Source organism: Fictibacillus iocasae (assembly GCF_042665465.1).
Lineage (GTDB): Bacteria > Bacillota > Bacilli > Bacillales > Fictibacillaceae > Fictibacillus > Fictibacillus iocasae.
Genome location: NZ_JBHTCP010000003.1, coordinates 71,088 through 91,581 on the forward strand (window position 1 = coordinate 71,088; position 20,494 = coordinate 91,581).

The window sequence follows — 20,494 nt, forward strand, 5'->3', positions numbered from 1 at the left end:
GTTGATGATATAGTCTGATCCTTATGGCGACATAAGGAGCGGGTGCTAATAATCCCGCCCTCTGAGAGATTACTTTCAGAGAGTAACAAAAATGAGTACAGGAACCATGGTTGGAGTCTCCACAGGGTTAGAGCCTTATTTCTCTTTCTCTTATTTCCGATCAGGGCGTCTCGGGAAGTTTATCGAGGTGAAGGCGGATATCGTGAGAGAATATTTAGATCGCAATCCTGAAGCAAAAGAAGATGAGCTGCCTGAATGGTTCGTCGCGGCGATGGAACTTTCTCCTGAGGCGCATGCGGATACACAATGTGTGATTCAGCGCTGGGTGGACAGCTCGATCTCCAAGACCGTGAACGCGCCGAAAGGTTACAGTGTGGACCAAGTGCAGAAGGTGTACGAGCGACTTTATAAAGGTGGAGCGAAGGGCGGAACGGTCTATGTCGACGGCAGCCGTGACTCTCAGGTGCTCACACTGAAAGCTGAAGAAACGTTTGAACAGACGGAAATCGATCTTGGATTAGAAGAAACGAAGCAGAAAGTGGTGCTCGTAGACACGATCTCAGACCTCCGTTCAACCGACGTGACAGTCGGCAACGAAGTGGGCAACACATGCCCGGTCTGCCGAAAAGGGAAGATTAAGGAAATCGGCGGGTGCAACACGTGCACGAACTGCAACACGCAGCTAAAATGCGGCCTGTAAAATAAAAACTTTAAGAAGCAGGAAAGGTAAATCCAAGCCTTTCCTGTTTCTTTTTGGATCTTTTCGCAGTGATTGTTGCTCAAGAATGGATTGCAAATAAACACACAATGGTTTGTGCGTTCTTTTCCTTCTAGATCAACTTTAAATGACTCATTAAAAGTGTCTAGCAGTGATATTTCTCATTTGCTTGCCTAGGCGGATCTGCATGGATAAATAGGGCTGAGTATCCTGCTTCAAAACTCTGTTGAGAATAGGTTGCGGATAAATTTTAATGGCGCGTAGCGACAAAAGGGCTCACCTTGTCCAGCAAAAATGGCTAGCCCCTCGAGGTCAAATGAGCCAGTGCCCAATAAATCAAAGAGCGATTTACCGGTCCCTTTCTCATTTGCTTGTCGGGGCTGAACGAGCCCTTTCTGCCTTTCGCCATCACCCCGCGGAAAGCGTGCACCTGTAACGGAGATCAACCGCTTCTTAGAATTCTAAAAGCGACAATGTTTACGAAAACAGCTTTCTTTTTCTATTAATGCGCATACTAACACCATCATCCATAACGATAGGGGTTGTATGTGTTGAAAGAGAACAAGCCGTTCATGCCGCAGCTCGTCTATTTTGAGCCGCGCGCTTTAGACTATCCGCTCGGAAAAGAGCTCTTTGACAAGTTCAGCAAGATGGAGGTCGAGATCAGGGAGACGACATCCCATAACCAGATCCGTGACCTTCCAGGCGACAACGATTTTCAAAAATACCGGACAGCAAAATCGACGCTTGTTGTGGGAATACGTAAGACATTGAAGTTTGACTCGTCCAAGCCGTCCGCAGAATACGCGATTCCGCTTGCGACAGGATGCATGGGGCATTGTCATTACTGCTATCTGCAGACAACGCTCGGCAGCAAGCCTTATTTGCGCACCTATGTGAACTTGGAGGACATTTTCGGGCAGGCCGAAAAATATATGCAAGAACGAGCCCCCGAAATCACCCGCTTTGAAGCATCGTGTACGTCGGACATCGTGGGCATCGATCATCTCACACACTCGCTCAAAAAAGCGGTAGAGTTCTTCGGCCGTTCGGAACACGGACTGTTACGGTTCACGACGAAATATCATCATGTGGACCACCTTCTGGACGCCGAGCATAATGGACGGACGCGTTTCCGCTTTAGCGTGAACTCTCAGTATGTGATCAAAAACTTCGAGCTCGGCACGAGTCCGCTGCAAAAAAGGATCGAAGCGGCGATCAAGGTCGCAGAAGCCGGATATCCGCTCGGCTTTATCGTTGCTCCGCTTTATCTTCATAAAGACTGGGAAGAAGGCTACCGTGAGCTGTTCGAGACGCTTGAATCCAGCATACCGAAGCATCTGACCGACAATATTACGTTTGAGCTGATTCAGCACCGCTTCACGAAACCGGCCAAAAAAGTGATCGAGAAAAACTATCCGAAATCCAAGCTTGAGATGAACGAAGAAGAACGAAAATACAAATGGGGCCGCTACGGCATCGGTAAGTATGTGTATCAAGACGAACAGGCGAAGAAGCTTCGAGAAACGGTCGAAAACTATATCTCATCAATGCTTCCCGCAGCAAAAATCGAATACTTCACGTGATCGTTCCCGAGGGCTTTCTTGTCACCCACCACTTTCTATAGTAAAATTCTAAAAGAAAAGTAAGCCCGATTGGGAGGGAACATTTTGCCGCCAACGCCGAGCATGGAAGACTATATAGAACGAATTTATGCGCTGATTGAAGAAAAGGGATACGCGAGAGTGTCCGATCTTGCGGAAAACCTGGAAGTTCATCCCTCCTCTGTGACGAAAATGATTCAGAAGCTGGATAAAGGTAAATATGTGGTTTATGAGAAATACCGCGGCTTCGTCTTGACGCCAAACGGAAAAAAACTAGGAAAACGGCTCGTTTACCGCCATGATTTGCTGGAAGGATTTCTAAAAGTAATCGGAGTGGATTCCGAGAACATTTATCAGGATGTAGAAGGAATCGAGCATCATCTCAGCTGGAACGCGATCGACCGCATCGGAGACCTTCTGCAATTTTTCGATGAAAACCCGGAAGCAGTAAAAGAACTGCGAAGCATTCAGCAAAAAAACGAACAAGAACAATCATAGTCATTGGCTATGGTTGTTTTTTTTGGTTCATGAGAAAGTTTTCCTCCATTGTTCTTACCTTCCTGTTCACTCTGTTTGTCATAAGGACATCCCTTGCTTGATTAGGATAGTAGGGGAGGAGATCGGACTATGAAAATTGACGGAGTGTTTTCGGGCGGCGGCATCAAGGCGCTAGCACTGATCGGGGCGTTTGAGGCAGCCGAAAAGAGAGGTCTCTGCTTTGAACGGGTTGCGGGGACAAGTGCTGGCGCCCTTCTCGCAGCCCTTGTCAAAGCAGGCTACACGTCGCTTGAGATGAAATCGATCATCGACAACGCGGACTTCAAAAAGTTTCTTGACAGCAAAAAGACGTGGGTGCCAGTTCCTTTCATGAACTGGATCAAGCTATATTGGAAGCTCGGGCTTTACAAAGGAGACTATTTGGAACGGTGGGTGGCAGCACTGCTTGCTGCAAAAGGGATCGTAACGTTCGGTGATCTTCCGCCAGGAACGTTAAAAATCGTAGCATCGGATATTACACGCGGAAAGCTCGTAGTACTTCCAGATGATTTGGAGGAATATGGCATTTTACCAGAGCGGTTTTCAGTAGCGAGGGCAGTGAGAATGAGCTGCAGCCTGCCCTACTTTTTTTATCCGATTTCGCTCTATAACCGACTTGGACAAAAAAGCTACATCGTTGATGGCGGGGTGCTCAGCAATTTTCCAATCTGGCTCTTTCAGCGCAAGGACAGGACGTCCATCCGGCCGGTTCTCGGTTTTCAGCTGAGCTCACGGTATGACGATTATATGCCGCAGCATAAAATCACGAACGCAGCTGTATTGTTTAAAGCACTTTTTGAAACGATGATGCAAGCGCATGATAACCGTCATATTGACAAACAAGACGCGCAGAACATTATCTTTATGCCGGTGAAACAAGTGTCTGTCGTTGATTTTCAGCTTCCTCATGAAGCGAAGCAGGAACTTTATGCGTATGGCGAAACAAGGGCCGAAGAATTTTTGAGCCGCTGGATTGCCGGTGGCAGACCTCCTCATTATAGCTGGGCACAGAAAAACCGGGCTTAAAAACTGGCCCGGTTTTTCTTTTTATTCTTTTTTCCTTCAATCACGGTCAAGTTGTGTTCGCGTTTGCGTTTCTTGCTGCTTGATGATTTTTGTTTAGAACTGAGCAGTGATGGCTTCTTCACGGGTGTAGGCTGGCTTCCGTAACGTTTTTTGGACTGACGCACTGCTTTTTGGTACTTGCCGCTGTCTGGAGCGGAGCTTCCTGGTGAAAAGCGTTTGATTAAAAAGTATAGTACAGCAATGATACCAGCTGTTATAGCCAAGGTGGTGAATAATTCTTGAGGTGAAGAAACGAGCTGGTACAAGAACCCTATAACGGCCAGTATAATAATTCCCCAAAGGACGGGATGGATTTTTCGTCTCTGCTGCAACAGGTTCACCTCCTATTTTTAAACGATCTGGCTTTCCATACCTTTCTCGTAATCTGCATCCCGTTTGAGCAGTTCTTGAAAAGAGGCGATGGCGACTTCAATCTGTCTGTCCTCAGGCTCTTTTGTCGTGAGCAGCTGCAGCCATAGCCCCGGGTATCCAAGAAATTTGAGAACCGGCAGATCTCTTACTTTGTTTGTCAGCTGCAGGACTTCAAAAGATACGCCGAGTACAACCGGTATTAAGGCGAGGCGGTAAACCACGCGCTGCCATAGCGGATCAGACGGGACGAGCAAGTAGATGAACATCCCAACAATGACGGTAAATAAGATGAAGCTGCTGCCGCACCGATAGTGAAGGCGGGTCTGCTTTCTTACATTATCTACGGTCAGTTCCTCATTGGCTTCATACGTACTGATTACTTTATGCTCAGCACCATGATATTGGAAGACCTGTCTGATCGAAGGCGTTAATGAGACGAAATAAATATAGGATAGAAGAAATATTAATTTGAAAAAGCCTTCCAGTAGGTTGGTGCCTAAATGGCTGTCTACTGCGAATCGGAACAAATGAGCCAGAAAAACGGGCACGAGTGTAAAAATAAACTTACCGAACAAGAATGACAAAACCCCGATAATCGCCAGGCTAATATAGAACGTGCCCTTTGACGGTTTTTCTTCTTCCTTTAACTCTTCGCCAGGATCCACGCCATACCGTTCAGCCGAAAAGTTTAGATGCTTCGTACCGTTGGCGCTCGCTTCAACAATTGCTGCGGCACCTCTGACAAAGGGAATTTTCTTTAAAAAAGCTAGCACTCTGTTTGATTGTTTTTTTACTTCAAAGAATTCAAGGCTGCCATCGTTTCTCCTGACAGCTGTCACGCATGTATGCTTTCCGGCGAACATGACACCTTCAAGGACCGCCTGCCCCCCGTAAACTTGCTGTTTGTTTCCCATAGCTACCCCCAAGGTGAGTGATAAATGAACAGCCGATCTTTTGGCGAATGTCCATTCTCTTTCGTTATATATATATTGTACAGGAAACATCAACAATCCTCTAGAAAGCAGTATATAAATGTATTTTTCCCATTTTATACAGAAATTACACAGAATATTAGTAGATGGTAAACAAAATGAAAGAAACGGTGAAAAGATGGATATGCTTTAAATGGAGGTGTGAAGATGGAAAAAGAAAAGCTTGAACAAAATAAAAGAGAAGAGCCGGTGTCGTTTGCCGGTAGAGTGGCAGGAGTCGGTTTCTTCGGCGGATTGTTTTGGCCGCTGTTAGGGTATATGGCTTATTATTTAAACTTTACCAAGGTCGGACCGGCACTCATACTTGCTCCATGGGCGTTTGGAGAATGGAAGAACGGCTGGCTCGGTCAGGTGATCGGAATTCTAGCGATCAGCATCGTTTCGATAGGAGTCGCCTTTGCTTACCGATTTACCCTTGCAAGGCTAAAGGGGATGGTGCCGGCAATTCTTTTCGGTGCCGCTTTATGGGCTCTTGTCTTTTACCTGCTGCGGCCGATGTTTCCAGATCTTGAGCCTGTCAGTCAGCTTGGCATCAACACCATATCCACCACGCTGTGCTTATACATCCTTTATGGCTTGTTTATTGGCTATTCCATATCCTTTGAATACGAGGAGCGCCATAGCCAGCAAAAGGGGAACATGGCAGGTGAGAACGGTAAAAGTACCTAACTATTCAAAAAATAGGGGCTATGATAGAATGTTTCTTGAAACATTCTATTTTTTTATGAAGTAAAAAAGTAACCCTCAGATGGGTTTGGCTGAATGAAAAAAGCAGTGCGGGCAATTTTACTATTCTTAAAGGGGATGCAAAAGACAGATGCAGACGACAATCGCCGTGATCAACGGGCCTAACCTGAACCGGCTTGGCTTAAGAGAGCCGCACATCTATGGAAAAAAGACATTGTCAGGATTGGAAGCCAGCCTAAAAAAAATGGAGAGTGAGATGGATGTCAGACTCTATTTCGGACAATCCAACCATGAGGGTGATCTCATTGACTGGATCCATGAAGCCGCTTCCAAGGCGGATGGCATCGTGCTGAACGCTGGGGCTTTCACTCATTATAGCTATGCTATCCGGGATGCTATCGCAAGCATTGATATTCCTGTCATTGAAGTACATATATCCAATGTTTTTGCGAGAGAGCCGTTTCGGGAAAACTCAGTAATCGCGCCTGTAGTGAAAGGGCATATAAGCGGACTGGGAGTCGAAGGGTATGAGCTCGCCGTTCGTGCATTGTACTCACTGAAAAACACGGGAGGAAATGAAGATGAACAGAGTTGAGCGGGCTAGAGCCCTTTTTCGTGAATACGGCATAGACGGTCTTCTTGTCACATCAAAAACAAACCGCTATTATATGAGCGGATTTACAGGTAGTTCTGGTAACCTAGTGATTTCGGACAGAGACATGATTCTGCTGACAGATTTCCGCTACACAAGCCAGGCAAGCGAACAGGCAAAAGGATTCAAAATCATAGAACACTCCGCCCCGCTAATGGAAGAAGCGGCCAAAGCAGCGCATAACGCCCAAATTAAGAAGCTCGGCTTTGAGCAGGATTCGCTTTCTTACGCCATGCATAAATCCTACGAAAAAGCTCTTGAAGGTACAGGCGTTGAACTCGTTCCCGTTTCTGGGCTCGTGGAAAAATTACGCTTGATTAAGGATACGTCAGAGATTAAGATAATAAAGGACGCCGCAGAGATAGCTGATGCGGCATTTGCTCATATACTCTCTTACATAAAGCCAGGCATACGCGAGTGTGATGTGTCAAACGAACTCGAATTCTTTATGCGAAAAAGTGGTGCAGCATCTTCAGCTTTTGACATTATTGTGGCATCCGGATGGCGTTCTGCATTGCCTCACGGTGTTGCGTCTCAAAAGGTAATTGAAACAGGTGAGCTGGTGACGCTGGATTTTGGGGCATATTATAACGGGTATGTTTCCGATCTGACAAGAACGGTCGCAGTCGGTGATGTGTCTGATGAATTGAAAAACATTTATCAGGTCGTATACGAGGCACAATTAAAAGGGATGGCTGGCATTAAACCAGGACTGACGGGACGAGAAGCTGATGCTTTAACTCGTGATCATATCGCTGATAAAGGATATGGTTCCTATTTTGGTCATTCGACAGGACATGGGATCGGGCTTGACGTGCATGAGGCACCTGCATTATCAGTGAAAAGTGATACCATCCTCAAACCAGGGATGATAGTAACGGTCGAACCAGGCATCTACGTTTCCGGTCTCGGAGGGGTGCGCATTGAAGACGATGCCCTGATCACGGAAAACGGAAACGAGTGTCTTACTCACGCGGACAAGTCTTTCATTGTATTAGATCAGTAGAATAGAATTTAGGAGGAAAACAATGATTTCAGTAAACGATTTTAAAACAGGGTTAACGATTGAAGTGGATAACGGCATTTGGCAGGTACTAGAGTTTCAGCATGTTAAGCCAGGTAAAGGTGCGGCATTCGTCCGTTCCAAGCTTCGCAACCTGCGTACGGGCGGCATTCAGGAAAAAACGTTCCGTGGTGGAGAAAAAGTGCAAAAGGCTCACATTGAGAACCGCAGAATGCAATACCTTTACAATTCAGGCGAAACGTACACATTCATGGACACAGAGTCCTACGAGCAAATCGAACTGTCTGCTGCACAGATCGAATATGAACTAAAGTTCTTGCTTGAGAACATGAATGTTCAGATCATGACATACCAAGGTGAAACGATCGGTGTTGAACTGCCTAACACAGTAGAGCTTGAAGTAACGGAAACGGAGCCAGGCATTAAAGGTGACACATCTTCTGGCGGATCGAAAACAGCTGTCCTGGAAACAGGATTATCCGTGCAAGTTCCTTTCTTTATCAACCAGGGAGACAAGCTTGTCATCGACACAAGAAACGGAGATTACGTTTCACGCGCATAATCATCTTCAGCCCATTCAGCATTTTGCTGGATGGGCTTTTTTGCGCTTTGTCACAGAACGCGCAAACATTGACCGATTCCTCCTTTTTCTCCGCATGTAGACATTTCTATTAAAACACTGCGATGAATCGCGCCCCACCATATATCCCCCATGCTTGTCATATTCCGCATATCCCCGCCATATCTTAGATTACAAATCTCTTTTTAGGAGAAGACATTATGAAAGAAATCACAGCCGTGCTTCCGGAAACCGTATTGCGGTTATTGCAGAAAATTCCTGCGCCCGTTCAAGAAACGATTGAAGAAATCCGCTTGCGGACAGGCCAGCCTGTAGAATTTATCATTTCCGGCAAGCCGCATTATCCTGACCTTACCCATTCGTTTTGTCCGCAGGAAGCGGCTGGCCTGCTTTCTAGAATCAGCCATCATTCTCTCTACGCGCTTGAAGAAGAATTGAAACGGGGCTACATCACGATAAGCGGAGGTCATCGTATCGGTATTGCAGGCAGAGTCATCACGGAAAAAGGCTCGGTAAAGGCAGTGAGAGACATCAGCTCGTATAACATCCGGGTCGCCAGGCAGAAGATAGGCATCGCCCATGATCTTGGCAAACATCTATATAGTGGCCGCTGGATGAACACGCTCATCATCGGACCTCCTCAAACCGGGAAAACCACTATTTTACGAGACTTAGCGCGTGTAATGAGCACTGGTGATGAAAAGGAAAATATGCTGCCGTCAAAGATCGGCATCGTGGACGAGCGTTCTGAGATTGCGGGCTGTGTGAAAGGTGTGCCGCAGCATGAGTTCGGCAAAAGAGTGGACGTGCTCGATGCCTGTCCGAAAGCAGAAGGCATCATGATGCTCATCCGGTCGATGAGTCCGGAGATCATTGTTGCCGATGAAATCGGAAGAAAAGAAGACGCCGAGGCCATTTATGAAGCTGTCAATGCAGGAGTGCAGATGCTGTTCACGGCGCACGGCACGTCTATTGAAGATGTGATGCGGCGTCCGGCTATGCTGCAGCTGTCAAAGGAACCCGTATTTGAACGATTTGTCATCCTTTCAAGGAGACGGGGTCCAGGTACGATCGAACACATTTTGAAAAGCGATGGAAGCACCGTGAAAAAGGAGCTGAAACGGTGAGCTGGGCGGGAGCTTGTTTCGTTATCATGGCATGCACGCTGTTTGGGTTCGAAAGAGCGGCAAGGACAAGAAACAGGCTGCAGCAGCTGAGAAACTTGAAGGTGTCGCTTATGTCGCTCGAAGCGGAAATCGTGTATGCCCTTATGCCGCTCGATGAGGCTTTTTACCACTTATCGGGACAGGTGGAAGGGGCGTTATCGCGATTTTTTTTATCGGTTTCAGAAAAGATGAAGCAAGGCCAAAGAACTGTGGACTCGATATGGATCGAAGAAGTAGAAGTGCTCGCTAGAGAAGCCGATTTTGAAAAAAAAGAAACCGAGATTTTAAAGCAGTTTGGGCTGACGCTCGGCAGGCATGATCGTGACAATCAGCAGAGGCAGATCCAACTGGCACTTACCCACCTGAGCAGAGAAGAGCAAGAGGCACGGGACATGGCGGAACGTTATGAAAAAATGTACAAAAGCGTGGGCTTTCTGGCGGGTTTGCTCATTGTGATCCTCCTTTTATAAAGGCCCCCTGGCTAGGTATGAGTTCAGAGTTTCAGGGTTTGTGACCGCATCCATATAAGAAATCCATATTGCTTGAAAAAGGTGGTGGCTGTAATGGGGTTTGATGTGAATATTGTGTTTCAAATAGCGGGACTCGGCATTATCGTGGCCATGCTTCATACCGTTTTGAAGATGATAGGCAAAGAGGATTATGCTCATTGGGTAACACTGCTTGGATTTATTTTTGCACTCCTGCTTGTCGTGTCTATGCTTGATGATTTGTTTCAAAAGGTGAAGGGAGTCTTCTGGTTCCAGAGTTAGGAGGGGTGCCGAATGGAGATCATCCAGATTGTCGGTTTTGGTTTCATCGCAACGTTTCTTGCCATTGTCTTAAAAGAACAAAAAGCGAATTTTGCTTTTTTGATCACTCTTGCAGCAGGAGCCATCCTCTTTATTTTTCTTTCTGAGAAAATCGGAGAGATCTTGTCCATGCTGCAGAAGCTAGCTGATAATGCGGGTCTTAACATGATCTATGTCGGGACCATTTTAAAGATTATCGGCATCGCCTATATCGCTGAGTTCGGCAGTCATATCATACGTGATGCTGGCCAAAGTGCCATCGCCCAGAAAGTGGAACTGGCAGGGAAAGTACTCATTCTGGTACTGGCTATACCGATCATGACGGTTATTATTGAAACCGTAATCGCTATGATCCCTTAAACTCCTCATCGTTTTATTGAGACTTTTGAAAGGAGGCTGATTGTCACGGTCCGTTCCGCTTTTCGGTATATGTTTACTTTGTTGATGGTTTATTATGTGTTCTCTCTTTTTGCTTATGACGCTGTTTCGGCACAAGAGCAAAGCCAGCCCCTTCAAAAGATCGCAGACAGCCAAATTGAGAGTCTCGGAATCGATGAAATAAAAGAGTATTGGGAAAAGGTTGCAAGCGAATACGGTGGATTCTTGCCGGAAAGTCAAAAAGGCAGTTTGATGGAATTTATAAAAGGAGAGAAAACGTTTGATTTTAAAGATTGGGGTGCTGGATTTCTGCGCTATTTGTTTCATGAACTGTTCGTGCATACGAAACTGCTCGGAACTCTTATTCTTTTAACCGTGTTCAGCATGCTCCTGCAATCTATACAGAATGCCTTCAGCCATCCCGCAGTCTCTAAGGCGGCATATGGGGTCGTTTATCTCGTGCTTGTTATATTAGCCCTGAATTCCTTTCACGTTGCCATGAACTATGCACAGGAAACAATCGACGAAATGATGAGCTTCATGATCGCGCTTCTTCCATTATTGCTTGCGTTAATGGCAAGTGTAGGCAGTATCGCATCAGCTGCTTTCTTCCACCCGGTTATCGTTTTCCTTGTCAGCACGTGCGGTCTGCTCGTGAAGAGCTTTGTACTCCCACTCCTGTTTTTATCTGCGCTGCTCAGCATCGTTTCTACGATGAATGAACATCATAAAGTGTCGCAGCTCGCCTCGCTGCTTAGGAAAGTGGCCGCAGGTGCTCTGGCGTTATTCTTCACCGTGTTCTTAACAGTCATGAGTGTACAAGGTGCAGCGACTGCTGTGGCCGATGGTGTGACGATAAAAGCGGCAAAGTTCGTAACGGGCAACTTTATTCCTGTTGTAGGCAGGATGTTTACGGATGCAGCTGACACCGTCATGAGTGCTTCTATACTCTTAAAGAATACAGTGGGCATAGTCGGGATGGGGATGCTGCTCATCATGGCGGCGTTTCCAGCGATTAAACTGCTCGTGCTCGCTTTTATATATAGTGTAGCATCGGCTGTCCTTCAGCCATTAGGAGGCGGCCCGATCATTGAATGTCTAAGCATTATCGGAAAAAGCATGATGTATATCTTTGCTTCACTTGGCGCGGTATGCATCATGTTCTTTCTCGCGGTAACGCTTATTGTTGCAGCGGGGAACATTACGCTGATGGTGAGATAGGGGGAGAGGATGATGCAGCTTTTGACTGCATGGGTTTCCAATATCATCATGCTGTTGCTGCTCGCCGGGATCATTGAGATGCTCCTGCCTGACAGCTCATTTCAAAAATACATCCGGCTCGTGATCGGAATGCTGCTCATTCTAGCTATGCTCTCACCCCTTCTGCAGCTGATGAAACTTGATATAAACACGGTGATGGCAGGAATGAATCTATCAAGTCAAGCGAATGAGGAAAAAATAAAAAATATAGTACAAGACAAGAAAACAGAAATACAAGCTTCTCAAGCTGCATATATATTAGAGCAAATGGCTGTCCCATTAAAAAATAAAGTGAAAGAGGAGTTGAATTCGTCTTATGGTCTAGAGATAACCAGCCTTTCGCTGCAAGCGAGCAAAGAGAGCTCTGGGCAGGAATTTGATTATAAAGACATTACAGCGGCCAGGGTCGTCCTCAAGCGAGCAGAAGGACAGGCAGCGATAACAGGAGTAAAAGAAGTATCGGTTACGGTGGATGGCAATCATCGTGCAACTCCTGAAGACCAGGAGTTGCCAGAAGGGCTTGCGCAGTGGCTTGCGGATGAATGGCAATTCGAGCGTGAGCAGATCATCCTGGTGAAGGAAGGAGGGGAATAGCGATCAAATTTTTAAACGGCCGATTTTCATCACTGTTCAAAAAGGATCATTCAAAAGGCAGCAAGCAAAAATATATGCTGATTCTTTTCGTGCTTGGTATCGCACTGCTCGCTGGCAATAAAATGCTGTCCCCTCCAGACAACACTCAGCCAGTCATGATGGCGAACGAAGGAAACGGGGAAGCGCAGCCGGTATTTAAGCAGGCCAAAAATCTGACGCCTAAAAACATTCAAGAGTTTGAAGCAAGGTACAGAGCTGAGCTAAAGGAAATTCTCGAACAAATTCAAGGAGTAGGCAAGGTGAGCGTCATGGTCGAGCTGGATACTTCTGAGACGAGGCGTTTCATCCAAGATGATGGCGTACAAGAACAAACGACCGTTGAAAAAGATCCAAAAGGCGGCGAACGGACGATCTCGGACAAGAAAACAGACAGCAAGACCGTTATTATACGAAATGGCAGCAATGAGGAACCCATTATCGTGACCACGGAAAAGCCAAGAGTAAGAGGCGTAATCGTCGTCGCGGAAGGAGCCGGCAGCCTGAAAACAAAAGCCGTCATTATAGATGCTGTCACAAAAGTATTCGACATCGGCAGCAACCGTGTCTCGGTCCTGCCAAAAAATGCTGAGGGGGAATAAAGAATGTTATTGAAAAAGCAAACGGTATGGCTGTTAACGATGCTTAGCTTGATCATTGTTCTATCTGTCTATTATATTACTGCGCCAGGCGGTACAGACAGCACGGCATTCTTGGAAAGCGGCAAGAAAGAGAGCAAGAAAAACGCGGCGGTTTCCAAACAAGAGGATGGCGACATGTTCACCATGCTCCGCCTTCAGCGCGATGAGCACCGTGATGAGATGGAAGAAGATTATACGGCCGTCGTCGCATCTCCTAGCGCGAGTGCTGAAGTTCAGGCAGAGGCTTGGGCGAAAATCTCAGAGTTGCAGGCACTCGGCATGAAAGAAGCAACGTTAGAGACACTGATCAAGGCGATGGGCTTTCATGATGCTCTTGTAAACACGATGGAATCGGAAGTGCGTGTTATCGTCAAATCAGAAAAGAACCTTTCCAAGAAGCAAGTTGTATCCATTATGGGCAAAGCGAGAGAGCACCTAGGAAAAGACAAGACCGTCGCGGTTGAATACCAGTCCGCTACAGCCAAGAAATAAAGCCGGGATTTTTCCGGCTTTATTTTTTTCTTTGGCGACAGCCAAGTTTTCTTTACACTTTAAGAAAAGCATAACTTTTTAACAGTGGAAGGAATTCGGCGCAGTCAAAAAGTTTAGGAAAAAAGTATAAGGGCAACTATGGCTGACTTAAAGGCTGAGTGTCAGCCAAGTTTTCTTTACACTTTAAGAAAAGCATAACTTTTTAACAGTGGAAGGAATTCGGCGCAGTCAAAAAGTTTAGGAAAAAGTATAAGGGCAACTAAGGCTGACTTAAGGCGTCAGCCAAGTTTTCTTTAGGACACATGACAGCAAAAGATGCCGAATGTTGTTATAGGCTTACCCTCATGTTTTTAAATCTGATAGTATAGGATCATTACAATATGAAGCGCTGCATTTTGAAACGCTTACAATTAGAACGGTTTTCCTGTACTATTAAAGTGAAAGCACATATTGTGGCGGCTATTCTTTTACATAGATTTATGGTATATTTACATTGATTAAGACCTAGTCACAATAGAAGGTGCTAATAAAACCGGCTAGATAAAGGAGAAGAAACGCATGCTGAAAATACAAGAAATAAGAGAATTGATTAAACTCATCGACAAATCTTCTATTAATGAATTCAAGTATGAAAATGATGGTGCTAAAATTGTATTGAAGAAAAACGGCAGCGGAGAAAGCCAGTTGGCAGAAAGCCATGCGCAGCCTGCAGCGGTCCAGTCTGTTCCAGCTCTACAGCCTCAAGCCTCTGTTCCTGTCGTGCAGCAGCAAGATGCCATGCCGGCAGCTGAACAAAAGGAAAAGGTTCAGGATGAAACCTTGCATAAAATCGTTTCACCGATGGTTGGGACGTTCTATTCCGCTTCAGCTCCTGATCAGCCAGCTTATGTAAAAGCAGGGGACAAGGTATCTAAAGATTCTATCGTCTGCATTATTGAAGCGATGAAGCTATTTAACGAGATTGAATCGGAAGTGAATGGGGAAATCGTAGAAGTGCTTGCTGAAAACGGCCAGCTGGTCGAATACGGGCAGCCTTTGTTCCTCGTCAAGTCGGAATAGGCGGTGGTCTTATGATAAAGAAACTGCTTGTTGCCAATCGTGGAGAAATCGCGGTCCGCATCATCCGTGCCTGCCGCGAGCTGAACATTGAAACCGTCGCTGTGTATTCAGAAGCAGACAAAGACGCCCTTCATGTCAGGCTTGCTGATGAAGCGTATTGCATTGGACCTGTATTATCGAAAGAAAGCTACCTAAATTTTACGAACATCATGAGTGTGGCCACTTTAACAGGATCAGACGCCATTCATCCAGGGTACGGTTTCTTGGCTGAGAACGCTGACTTCGCTGAGATATGCCGCGAGTGCAACGTGATTTTTGTAGGACCTAGCGCAGAGGCGATCAATAAAATGGGAATCAAAGACGTGGCTCGCAAAACGATGGAAGAAGCGAACGTGCCGATAGTTCCAGGATCAAAAGGCATCATTCCGAATCCTCAAGCAGGTGCCGAGCTCGCAAACGAAATAGGGTATCCTGTTATTATTAAAGCGACAGCTGGCGGCGGAGGAAAAGGAATCCGCGTTGCCCGTACTGAAGCTGAACTGCTTAAAGGCATCTCCATCACACAGCAGGAAGCGGCAACCGCGTTTGGCAATCCAGGCGTTTATATTGAAAAATACATTGAAGACTTCCGTCACGTGGAGATTCAAGTTCTCGCCGATAATTACGGTAACGTCATCCATCTCGGTGAGCGTGATTGCAGTATTCAGAGAAGGCTGCAGAAACTATTAGAAGAAACGCCTTCACCTGCCATTTCACCAGAAAAACGTGCGGAGATGGGAGAAGCAGCTGTTAGAGCGGCTAAGGCGGTCAACTATTCAGGTGCGGGGACTGTTGAGTTTATCTTTGATCATAACACTGGTGACTTCTACTTCATGGAGATGAACACGCGAATCCAGGTCGAACACCCGGTTACGGAAATGGTTACTGGGGTAGATTTAATTAAGGAACAGATTAAAGTGGCTTCAGGAGAAAAACTGAAATTTGCCCAAGAAGACATTACCTTTAGTGGCTGGTCGATCGAATGCCGAATCAACGCCGAAAATCCAGACAAAAATTTCATGCCTTCACCAGGGAAGATTGAGATGTACCTCCCGCCAGGAGGGTTTGGCGTCCGAGTCGATTCTGCAGCGTACCCTGGCTATGTGATCCCTCCTTATTATGATTCGATGATCGCTAAAGTCATCACTTACGGTCATACGCGTCAGGAAGCAGTAAGCAGAATGAAACGCGCGTTAATGGAGTTTGTGATCGAAGGCGTTCATACGACAATCCCTTTCCATTTAAAGCTGATGGACAACGAAACATTTATAAGCGGAGACTTTAATACAAAGTTTTTGGAACTGCATGATTTAACTGAAAAGAAGATATCGAAGTAATAGGAGGCAAGGCAATATGAATGAAATGACGTTTGAAATGGAAGAACATGCATCGGGTCTTGGTAAGGTAGAAATTTCACCAGAAGTAATCGAAGTGATTGCGGGTATCGCTGCGTCAGACGTAGAGGGTGTAGCTTCAATGAGAGGAAACTTTGCCACAGGTGTTGTCGAAAAATTCGGCCGCAAATCACACGGCAAAGGGGTTAAAGTAGAACTAACAGAAGAGGGCATCTCCATTGACGTTTATGTGTTAATGAAATACGGCATCTCGATCCCTGATGTTGCTCAATCCATCCAAGACAGCATCCGTCAGGCACTGTTAAACATGACCGCACTTGAAGCGAACGACATCAATGTGTTTGTTGTCGGAGTCCAGTTTGAAAACAAAGAGAAACAGCCAGAAATTCCTTTTGCAGAATAATCGATATGCAGACGCATTGACGAGAAAGAGTGTCAATGCGTTTTTTTGTGTTCTTTTCTGTTCGTGGCCTGAGTCAAAAATAGGAAAGATCAAAGCACTAATGATCATTCTTTCTAATTATCCGTAAAATTGTGGAGGCTGTCGTCTTAAATTTAGGAAGATGTCGGAAAAATGTGAATGATTATTCTGTATAGAAGGATAAATGTTCGGATTGTTTAGCCAATATCACCTATGGTATGATGCTAAATATAAAATGTTCGAGTCAAGAAAGGAAGTTAACGGTATATGAAACGTAGAATTGCCAGAGAAAAGGCTTTCCAGACACTATTTCAGGTAGAGGTGAGCGGCACAGATCCGAACGAAGCGATGGAACATGTCCTAGAAGGTGAACAGGGAGATCCATTTCTTTCAGAGCTTGTCACAGGAACGATTGAAAAGAAAGAAGAACTGGATGCCTTTCTATCCGGCTATCTTGAAAACTGGAGCCTTGCACGCGTCGCGAATGTGGAACGAGTCGTGCTCAGGATGGCGGCTTATGAGATAAGAGAGATGGATGAAATTCCTGCAAACGTCACGTTAAATGAAGCCATTGAGATTGCCAAAGTGTTCGGCGGAGAAGCAGCAGGCAAGTTCGTAAATGGTGTTCTTGGAAAAATTAAAGCATAGCGATTCTATGATTACAGCATCTTAAAGGGGGATACGAGGATGGAACTGTTAAACGGTAAAGAAATTTCAGGTCAAAAGCGTGAAGAACTTTTTGAAGAGATTACGAGGCTGAAAAATAACGGCATCACGCCGGGATTGGCGGTTATCCTAGTCGGGGATCATCCTGCCTCCCGTTCCTATGTCCTTTCGAAGCAGCGAACGTGCAAGGAGCTGGGTATGCATTCCGTTTTAACAGAATTGCCGGAGAGCACGACTGAAGCCGAACTGCTTGCGAGGATCGGTGCATTTAATCAAGATCCATCTGTAGACGGCATTCTGGTCCAGCTTCCCCTGCCTCCGCATATCTCGGAACGTAAAGTGATAGAAGCGATTATTCCAGAAAAGGATGTCGATGGTTTTCACCCATTGAACGCAGGCAAGCTTTTCACCGGAGATCCCGCTTTTGTTCCTTGCACCCCTTTAGGCATACTGGAAATGCTAAAATACAAAAACGTCGATATTAAAGGCAAACGAGTCGTGGTTGTCGGACGCAGCAACATCGTAGGCAAGCCGGTCGGCCAGCTGCTGCTCGCAGAAGATGCCACGGTCAGCTTTTGTCATTCCAAAACGAATAACCTTGCCGAACATACCATTCAGGCTGATATACTTATCGCTGCTGCTGGGAGTGCGAAGCTAGTCACAAAAGATATGGTCAAACAAGGAGCTGTAGTGATTGATGTTGGCATGAACAAAGTGGACGGCAAGCTTTGCGGCGATGTCGATTTTGAAAAGGTGAAAGATGTCGCAGGGATGATCACGCCAGTACCAGGCGGAGTCGGACCGATGACCATCACGATGCTGATGAACAATACAGTTCTTTCGGCAAAGAGGAGAAAAGCGGTAAAAGGAGCGGTTTAGATGCAGCAAGACCGTTATGTGCCAATCAGCTCAGTTACAAGATACATAAAACGCCTTTTTGAAGGGGATGAAAACCTTCAGGATGTCTGGGTAAAGGGGGAGCTCTCGAACGTGAAAAAGCATTCGAGAGGCCACCTTTATTTTACGTTGAAGGACGAGAACAGCAAGGTGAACGCCGTAATGTTCGCAGGCAACAACCGGTACTTGCCGTTCAAGCCAGCTGACGGGATGAAGGTGCTGATTCAGGGAGAGATGACCGTGTACGAGCCGATGGGGACTTATCAGCTGTATGCTCGCTCCATGCAGCAAGATGGGATCGGCAACTTGTTTCTCGCCTATGAGGAGCTGAAGAACAAGCTGGAGGAAGAAGGGCTTTTCAGTCCAAACATTAAAAAGGACATTCCTAGGTTTCCATCAGAGATCGGGGTGATCACGTCCCCTACCGGTGCAGCTGTCCGGGACATTATGATTACGATTAAGAGAAGGTTCCCGCAAGCCCGCATCACACTCTTTCCGGTTCTGGTGCAAGGTCCCGGAGCAGCCCCAAGCATCGCCAGAGCGATAACGCAAGCGAACAACATCGGCAGGCATCAAGTGCTGATCGTCGGCAGGGGCGGCGGCTCGATCGAAGAGCTTTGGGCTTTTAATGAAGAAACAGTTGCCAGAGCTATTCACCAATCTTCCATACCCATCATTTCAGCCGTCGGGCACGAAACAGATTTTACGATCTCAGATTTTGTTGCCGATTTAAGAGCGCCAACTCCTACCGCTGCAGCTGAGATGGCTGTCCCCCATAATGACGAGTTAAGAGACCGTCTTTCTGTGAGGGATTACCGATTAAAAAGATTAATGCATGAACACATACAAACAGCCGGCCAAAGGCTAGCAAGGCTGAAGAAATCCTATGCGTTCCGTTACCCGGAACAGCTGATCCGGCAAAAAGAGCAGCAGCTTGACCGCTTGATGGAAACATTAAAAAAGAGGACGCTCCAGTCAAAAGAGCGAAAGGTCTCCGTGTTAACTGCAGCCAGCCGGCAGCTACAGTCCTTTTCACCAGCCGGTCAGCTCGATCGGGCAAAAAAGAAAAGCGAAGAGCTGACGAGGCAGCTCGCCAAAGAATTTGGGCGCAGCCTTACTTTTAAGAAGCAAGGCTTTGGCCAGACTGTTTCACGATTGAACGCGTTAAGCCCATTGAACGTCATGGAAAGAGGATACAGTCTTGTTTATGATGAAAACAATCTTGTGAAATCAGTAAAACAAATCAATACAGGCGATCTTGTGACGATTCGACTGAAAGACGGTCAGTTAAAGGCATCTGTAACGGAAATGGAGGAAATAGACAATGAAGGATAAAGAAAGACACCTCACATTTGAAGAAGCAATGGAAAAACTAGAAGAGATCGTGGAGAAGCTTGAACAAGGTGATGTACCGCTAGAAGAAAGCATCGAACTCTATCAGCAAGGGATGCAATATTCCAAGCTTTGTCATACAAAGCTTGCGAACGTTGAGAAAAAAATGGATCTGATCTTGAACGAAGAAGGTGAGGCTAAGCCATTCGCTTTGGAGGAGGAAGACATCACGTGATGCTGCTGGATGCCTTTATTGCTGATAAAAAAAAGCTCGTTGAACAAAGGCTTAAACAGCTGGCGAGTTCTTCATCTATTCCCGAAACACTCGGAAAAGCGATCATGTATTCCATTGATGCCGGCGGGAAACGGCTTCGGCCCGTTCTCTTGCTCGCTGTGATGGAAACGTTCGGCTGCAAGAGTGAAAAAGGACTTGATACAGCGTGCGCGATCGAAGCACTGCATACATATTCCCTTATTCACGACGATCTTCCAAGCATGGACAACGATGATTATCGGCGCGGAAAACTGACGAACCATAAGGTGTTTGGCGAGGCGTTCGCGATACTTGCAGGAGATGCGCTACTAACCATGAGCTTCTCCTTTATAATGGATGATAGCAGCTTGACATCTGACGAAAAAGTTAAAGTGGCAGCATTGCTTTCTAAGAGTGCAGGTCCATTAGGCATGGTAGCAGGACAAGCGGAAGACATGGAAGCTGAAGGTGCGGAATTGACGGCAGATCAGCTGCAAAGCATTCATGAGAAGAAAACCGGCCAGCTGCTGCAGTGCTCCGTCCTCGCAGGAGGCATCCTTTCTGGTGCGAGTGACCAGGAACTCAAGCATTTAAAAGCCTATGCACATGCTATTGGAATCGCCTTTCAAATAAAGGACGATATCCTGGATGTAACAGGAGACGAAGCGACGATCGGAAAGCCCGTCGGCAGTGATGAAGCGAATAACAAGACAACGTATCCTAAATTGTTTGGACTAGAGGGAGCGAAGAAGGAGCTAACCCGCTATATTGGACTGGCAAAGAAAGAACTGTCAGAGATCGGCCATGATACAAGGGTGCTTGAGCAGCTGGCAGATTATATCATCGCTCGTAATCATTAGAATAT

General features: G+C 46.2%; 25 protein-coding genes and 1 pseudogene. 24 read left to right on the forward strand and 2 right to left on the reverse strand.

Annotated elements, in window-relative coordinates:
• Positions 1-94: 94 nt before the first annotated feature.
• The 4 genes and pseudogenes from ACFQPF_RS01930 to ACFQPF_RS01945 all read left to right on the forward strand — a co-directional run.
• Positions 95-700 (forward strand): annotated as a pseudogene (locus ACFQPF_RS01930) (vitamin B12-dependent ribonucleotide reductase); the annotation flags it as partial.
• Positions 701-1,290: 590 nt separating this feature from the next.
• Complete coding sequence (gene splB, locus ACFQPF_RS01935) at positions 1,291-2,304, forward strand: spore photoproduct lyase (protein ID WP_379745852.1); 1,014 nt, start codon at positions 1,291-1,293, stop codon at positions 2,302-2,304.
• Between the two features lie 102 nt (positions 2,305-2,406).
• The gene (gene mntR / locus ACFQPF_RS01940) at positions 2,407-2,820 is read left to right on the forward strand and encodes a transcriptional regulator MntR (protein WP_379745855.1); all 414 of its coding nucleotides are present in this window, start codon (positions 2,407-2,409) and stop codon (positions 2,818-2,820) included.
• Between the two features lie 129 nt (positions 2,821-2,949).
• A complete protein-coding gene (locus ACFQPF_RS01945; RefSeq protein ID WP_379745705.1) occupies positions 2,950-3,885 on the forward strand; it encodes a patatin-like phospholipase family protein in 936 nt (311 codons plus the stop codon).
• On the opposite strand, the gene ACFQPF_RS01950 is transcribed toward ACFQPF_RS01945, so the two are convergent.
• Together ACFQPF_RS01950 and ACFQPF_RS01955 are read right to left on the reverse strand one after the other, a co-directional pair.
• Positions 3,882-4,256, reverse strand: coding sequence for an SA1362 family protein (locus tag ACFQPF_RS01950; protein ID WP_379745708.1), 375 nt, complete (start codon positions 4,254-4,256; stop codon positions 3,882-3,884). The two genes, ACFQPF_RS01945 and ACFQPF_RS01950, sit on opposite strands and share 4 nt — an antisense overlap.
• An 18-nt stretch (positions 4,257-4,274) precedes the next feature.
• Complete coding sequence (locus ACFQPF_RS01955) at positions 4,275-5,210, reverse strand: DUF1385 domain-containing protein (RefSeq protein WP_379745711.1); 936 nt, start codon at positions 5,208-5,210, stop codon at positions 4,275-4,277.
• 225 nt (positions 5,211-5,435) lie between these two features.
• On the opposite strand from ACFQPF_RS01955, the gene ACFQPF_RS01960 reads away from it, so the two are divergent.
• The 20 genes from ACFQPF_RS01960 (at position 5,436) to ACFQPF_RS02055 (ending at position 20,489) form a co-directional block, all read left to right on the forward strand.
• Positions 5,436-5,957 carry a YqhR family membrane protein gene (locus ACFQPF_RS01960; protein WP_379745714.1) on the forward strand — a complete coding sequence of 174 codons (522 nt, stop codon included), beginning with the start codon at positions 5,436-5,438 and terminating at the stop codon, positions 5,955-5,957.
• A gap of 148 nt (positions 5,958-6,105) precedes the next feature.
• Positions 6,106-6,570, forward strand: a complete 465-nt coding sequence (gene aroQ, locus ACFQPF_RS01965; protein WP_379745717.1) for a type II 3-dehydroquinate dehydratase — start codon at positions 6,106-6,108, stop codon at positions 6,568-6,570.
• Positions 6,557-7,633: a M24 family metallopeptidase gene (locus ACFQPF_RS01970; RefSeq protein WP_379745720.1), complete on the forward strand. Its 1,077-nt coding sequence runs from the start codon at positions 6,557-6,559 to the stop codon at positions 7,631-7,633. The genes aroQ and ACFQPF_RS01970 overlap by 14 nt, the downstream gene beginning before the upstream one ends.
• Positions 7,634-7,655: 22 nt before the next feature.
• A complete protein-coding gene (efp, locus tag ACFQPF_RS01975; protein WP_379745723.1) occupies positions 7,656-8,213 on the forward strand; it encodes an elongation factor P in 558 nt (185 codons plus the stop codon).
• A gap of 218 nt (positions 8,214-8,431) precedes the next feature.
• A complete protein-coding gene (gene spoIIIAA / locus ACFQPF_RS01980; protein ID WP_379745727.1) occupies positions 8,432-9,358 on the forward strand; it encodes a stage III sporulation protein AA in 927 nt (308 codons plus the stop codon).
• Positions 9,355-9,867: a stage III sporulation protein SpoIIIAB gene (gene spoIIIAB, locus ACFQPF_RS01985; protein ID WP_379745730.1), complete on the forward strand. Its 513-nt coding sequence runs from the start codon at positions 9,355-9,357 to the stop codon at positions 9,865-9,867. The genes spoIIIAA and spoIIIAB overlap by 4 nt, the downstream gene beginning before the upstream one ends.
• A gap of 93 nt (positions 9,868-9,960) precedes the next feature.
• Positions 9,961-10,167: a stage III sporulation protein AC gene (spoIIIAC, locus tag ACFQPF_RS01990; protein ID WP_379745734.1), complete on the forward strand. Its 207-nt coding sequence runs from the start codon at positions 9,961-9,963 to the stop codon at positions 10,165-10,167.
• 12 nt (positions 10,168-10,179) lie between these two features.
• Positions 10,180-10,566: a stage III sporulation protein AD gene (gene spoIIIAD / locus ACFQPF_RS01995; protein ID WP_379745737.1), complete on the forward strand. Its 387-nt coding sequence runs from the start codon at positions 10,180-10,182 to the stop codon at positions 10,564-10,566.
• A gap of 84 nt (positions 10,567-10,650) precedes the next feature.
• Positions 10,651-11,805, forward strand: a complete 1,155-nt coding sequence (gene spoIIIAE / locus ACFQPF_RS02000; RefSeq protein WP_379745858.1) for a stage III sporulation protein AE — start codon at positions 10,651-10,653, stop codon at positions 11,803-11,805.
• 9 nt (positions 11,806-11,814) lie between these two features.
• Complete coding sequence (spoIIIAF, locus tag ACFQPF_RS02005) at positions 11,815-12,438, forward strand: stage III sporulation protein AF (protein ID WP_379745740.1); 624 nt, start codon at positions 11,815-11,817, stop codon at positions 12,436-12,438.
• Positions 12,439-12,512: 74 nt separating this feature from the next.
• Positions 12,513-13,076, forward strand: coding sequence for a stage III sporulation protein AG (spoIIIAG, locus tag ACFQPF_RS02010; protein ID WP_379745743.1), 564 nt, complete (start codon positions 12,513-12,515; stop codon positions 13,074-13,076).
• A gap of 3 nt (positions 13,077-13,079) precedes the next feature.
• The gene (locus ACFQPF_RS02015) at positions 13,080-13,607 is read left to right on the forward strand and encodes a SpoIIIAH-like family protein (RefSeq protein WP_379745746.1); all 528 of its coding nucleotides are present in this window, start codon (positions 13,080-13,082) and stop codon (positions 13,605-13,607) included.
• 558 nt (positions 13,608-14,165) lie between these two features.
• Entirely contained in the window at positions 14,166-14,666 is a 501-nt protein-coding gene (accB, locus tag ACFQPF_RS02020; protein WP_379745749.1) for an acetyl-CoA carboxylase biotin carboxyl carrier protein, read from the forward strand.
• An 11-nt stretch (positions 14,667-14,677) separates the two neighbouring features.
• A complete protein-coding gene (gene accC / locus ACFQPF_RS02025) occupies positions 14,678-16,042 on the forward strand; it encodes an acetyl-CoA carboxylase biotin carboxylase subunit (RefSeq protein WP_379745752.1) in 1,365 nt (454 codons plus the stop codon).
• 16 nt (positions 16,043-16,058) lie between these two features.
• On the forward strand, positions 16,059-16,463 hold the full coding sequence (locus ACFQPF_RS02030) for an Asp23/Gls24 family envelope stress response protein (protein WP_379745755.1): 405 nt from the start codon (positions 16,059-16,061) through the stop codon (positions 16,461-16,463).
• A 285-nt stretch (positions 16,464-16,748) separates the two neighbouring features.
• Positions 16,749-17,129 (forward strand): transcription antitermination factor NusB, encoded by a 381-nt coding sequence (nusB, locus tag ACFQPF_RS02035; protein ID WP_379745758.1) that lies wholly within the window; start codon positions 16,749-16,751, stop codon positions 17,127-17,129.
• Positions 17,130-17,168: 39 nt separating this feature from the next.
• Positions 17,169-18,026, forward strand: coding sequence for a bifunctional methylenetetrahydrofolate dehydrogenase/methenyltetrahydrofolate cyclohydrolase FolD (folD, locus tag ACFQPF_RS02040; protein ID WP_379745761.1), 858 nt, complete (start codon positions 17,169-17,171; stop codon positions 18,024-18,026).
• On the forward strand, positions 18,027-19,379 hold the full coding sequence (xseA, locus tag ACFQPF_RS02045) for an exodeoxyribonuclease VII large subunit (RefSeq protein ID WP_379745764.1): 1,353 nt from the start codon (positions 18,027-18,029) through the stop codon (positions 19,377-19,379).
• On the forward strand, positions 19,369-19,611 hold the full coding sequence (locus tag ACFQPF_RS02050) for an exodeoxyribonuclease VII small subunit (protein ID WP_379745767.1): 243 nt from the start codon (positions 19,369-19,371) through the stop codon (positions 19,609-19,611). Before xseA ends, ACFQPF_RS02050 begins: the two co-directional genes overlap by 11 nt.
• On the forward strand, positions 19,611-20,489 hold the full coding sequence (locus tag ACFQPF_RS02055) for a polyprenyl synthetase family protein (RefSeq protein WP_379745861.1): 879 nt from the start codon (positions 19,611-19,613) through the stop codon (positions 20,487-20,489). Before ACFQPF_RS02050 ends, ACFQPF_RS02055 begins: the two co-directional genes overlap by 1 nt.
• The last annotated feature ends 5 nt before the right edge of the window (positions 20,490-20,494 follow it).